Source organism: Acidiphilium sp. (genome assembly GCF_049977125.1).
GTDB lineage: Bacteria > Pseudomonadota > Alphaproteobacteria > Acetobacterales > Acetobacteraceae > Acidiphilium.
The window spans coordinates 1-3,142 of sequence record NZ_JBMFGY010000249.1 but is presented as its reverse complement, the minus strand read 5'-3'; the positions used below and the strand labels follow the sequence as shown (position 1 = coordinate 3,142).

The 3,142-nt window shown below is 61.4% G+C and carries 3 protein-coding genes and 1 pseudogene; 3 read left to right on the top strand and 1 reads right to left on the bottom strand.

All coding sequences use genetic code 11. The features are described 5' to 3' along the window. Positions 1–666 (bottom strand): annotated as a pseudogene (locus ACP5E6_RS17605) (fuconate dehydratase); the annotation flags it as partial. Positions 667–787: 121 nt separating this feature from the next. Here ACP5E6_RS17605 and ACP5E6_RS17600 point away from each other — a divergent pair. The 3 genes from ACP5E6_RS17600 to ACP5E6_RS17590 all read left to right on the top strand — a co-directional run. Next, positions 788–1,540: a FadR/GntR family transcriptional regulator gene (locus ACP5E6_RS17600; protein ID WP_427956442.1), complete on the top strand. Its 753-nt coding sequence runs from the start codon at positions 788–790 to the stop codon at positions 1,538–1,540. Between the two features lie 193 nt (positions 1,541–1,733). Further along, positions 1,734–2,528 carry an ATP-binding cassette domain-containing protein gene (locus ACP5E6_RS17595; RefSeq protein WP_427956440.1) on the top strand — a complete coding sequence of 265 codons (795 nt, stop codon included), beginning with the start codon at positions 1,734–1,736 and terminating at the stop codon, positions 2,526–2,528. Beyond that, a partial coding sequence (locus ACP5E6_RS17590; protein ID WP_427956437.1) for a substrate-binding domain-containing protein occupies positions 2,525–3,142 on the top strand: 618 nt, incomplete at its 3' end. The genes ACP5E6_RS17595 and ACP5E6_RS17590, both read left to right, overlap by 4 nt.

The following is a 3,142-nucleotide window of genomic DNA, read 5'->3' as shown; positions in this document are numbered from 1 at the left end:
CTGGCCGACCTTGAATTTGATGTACCTAAACCCCGCCTGCACGGCCTCGCTCGTCAGGCGGCGCAGCTTGTCGTCATCGTAGCCGAGCCAGCCGGCAGAGGTGGTATAGCAGGGATACCCCGTGCTCAGCAGCGCCTGCATCCGTTCGGACTTGCCCACAGCGGCGCGGCGCAGCAGGTCGAGCGCCTCATCCGGCGTGATGCAGTCGGTGATGTAACGAAAATCGATCGCACGGACCAACTCCTCCGGGCTCATCTCGCCGATCAGCCGCCAGAGCGGCTTCTCCGCCGCCTTCGCCCATAAATCCCACACGGCATTGACGATCGCGGCGGTGCCAAGATGGATCGCCCCCTTGTCCGGTCCGATCCAGCGCAATTGCGAATCGGCGGTAACATGACGCCAGAACTGGGCCGGATCATCCTTGATCCAGTCGAGATCAAGCCCGACGACACGCGGTGCAAGGGCGCGGATAGCGGCGACGCAGATTTCGGTGCCGCGACCGATCGTGAAAGTTAGCCCATGCCCCTCCAGCCCATCCTTGTCGGTGTGCAGGATGATATACGCGGCCGAGTAATCCGGGTCCGGGTTCATCGCATCGGAGCCATCGCGCAGACGCGAAGTTGGAAACCGCAGGTCGAAGGTCTGAAACCCCGTAATTACAGTCATACGACGATTCCCCGAATCAAGTTATTTCGCCACTGGATCATTGGCCGGACCAATGCTAAACAATGCCTATCAAACGTGCTCCCCCGACGCAAGTGGGGTCGCCAGACCGGGAGATTCCGCAATGCTGGAGCCGATCCGGAGCCGGCGCCTTTACAGCCAGATCGCCGATCAGATCAGCGATTTGATCGTCAACGGCACCTACCCCGTCGGAAGTTATCTGCCGCCGGAACGTGAATTTGCGACAGCGCTCGGCGTCAGCCGGTCCTCGGTACGCGAGGCGCTGATCGCGCTCGAGGTGCTCGGCATCATCGATGTTCGCGTTGGAGATGGTGTTCTGGTCCGCGCCGTCCCGCCGATTGAGGCACAAAACGATTCCCTCATGCGCAGGGTCATGCGCCTGACCCGGCCCGCTCCCGATCCGGAATTACCTGTTGCCCTCGACCTCGACGTCGAAATTCCACCGTTTGCTCTGTTACAGGCCCGTCTCGTGATCGAGCCTGAAGCAGCGGCCTTGGCCGCGCGCCGCGCGACCGCAGCGGATATTGCCGCCATCGAGACTGCATTGGACCAGAACCGGGCGGACAATCTGGCGCGCTCCACCACTCATCCCGGCGACCGGATGTTCCACATCCGGATCGCCCAAGCGAGCGGAAACGCAGCATTTGAGCAGTTCATGATCCTCCTGCTCGGCCACGCCTATGGCGGCATGTTCCGCCGCCTTCAAAGCCTCTACACGACGGACCGGATGGTCGAGCAATCGGAAATGCAGCACGAGGCCATTCTCGATGCGATCCGCAACGGCATCGAAGAGCGCGCCCGCAGCGCGATGCAACGCCATCTCGATATGGTGATTACGGTGTTCCTGCACGAATGAGTGTCTTGCCACGGGCAGGCATGGTTGCTATCGCTTCACTAAAGGTCCGGCCATTGGTCCATCGACACTGACCATTAGGTCCGGATCGCCAAGGGATGAACGAGCCGCCGCACGGCGAAAGGACGCCGATGATGATGATGCCCCGCGCATTAATCTCTGGATCATCTGCCGCTTCCCGCACGGGTCCGTTGTGATGACCAGCCCTGCACTGGCCGTCACCGGAATTCAGAAGCGGTTCGGTGCCGTTGAAGTGCTGCGCGACGTTTCACTCGCCGTCTCGGCCGGTGAAGTGCTCGGCGTGGTCGGTGACAACGGGGCTGGAAAATCGACTCTGATGAAGGTGATCTCCGGCGTCTACCGTCCAGATTCCGGCAGCGTGACGCTTGAGGGAAGAGCCACGAATTTCAGAACCCCACGCGATGCCCGCAACGCCGGGATCGAGACGATCTATCAGGACCTCGCTCTTGCCGACCATCTCGATGTCGGCGCCAACATCTTCCTCGGCCGTGAACCGATGCGCCGGCTTGGCGGCATACTGCCGATGCTCGACGAAGCCAAAATCCACGGTGAGGTCGCTGCTTTGCTCGCCCGGATCGAAAGTCACATCCCCGATCCGTCGACGCGGGTACTCGATTTGTCCGGCGGCCAGCGCCAGGCCGTCGCGATCGCCCGCGCACTATACTGGAAGGCACGGATCGTCATCATGGACGAACCCACTGCCGCGTTGGCCGTGATGGAGACCGAAAACGTCCTGAAAATGGCCCGCCAACTCGGCAGCGAGGGCATCGGCGTCCTGTTCATCGGCCATAATCTGGTCGAGATTCTCAAAGTCTGCGACCGCGTGATGGTCATGTATCGGGGGCGCAAGGTGTTCGACGCGCGCTGCCAGGACACCGATCAGACCGAATTGATCCGCTACATGACAGGTTATGCGGATGCCCAGACCGACAATAAACCAACCGATACCAAACGAGGGGAACAACCATGAAACTACGCAATCCCACCCTGGCGGCAGCCGGCTCGCTCGCGCTAGTCGCCGGCGTCATCATTGCGGCGCCGCGCGCCGAGGCCGCACCTGCGGCGACCGTCGCCGCGCTCCCGATCCCGGCCAAACCCGCGAAACATTATCATTTTGAGCTCATCACCAAATCCAACGCATCGCCCTACTGGCTCGCGGTGCGCGACGGAGCAGATGCGGCGGCAAAGAAATTCGGCGTCTCGGTCGGCTTCGAGGCCCCCGCGAGCGGGCTTGATCTCGCTGGCCAGATCGGCATGGTCAACAATGCGGTTACCGCGGGTACCGATGGGCTGATCCTCGCGGCACAGAACCCGCAGGCCCTGCTCAAGCCAGTGAAATCCGCGCTGGCACATCATATTCCGGTTGTCACTGTCGATTCCGGCCTGTCGCCGAATATCGCCGATTGCTTTCTCGCGACATCGAACATCGGTGCCGCCTCCGCACTCGCGAAATACACTGCCCAGCACCTGATGCACGGCAAGGGTCAGTACGCAATCGTCGATTTCAACCACACAGCCTCGACCGGCATCGCCAGACCTAAGGGATTCATGCTCGGGATGAAATCCTTCACTGCGATCCAACGA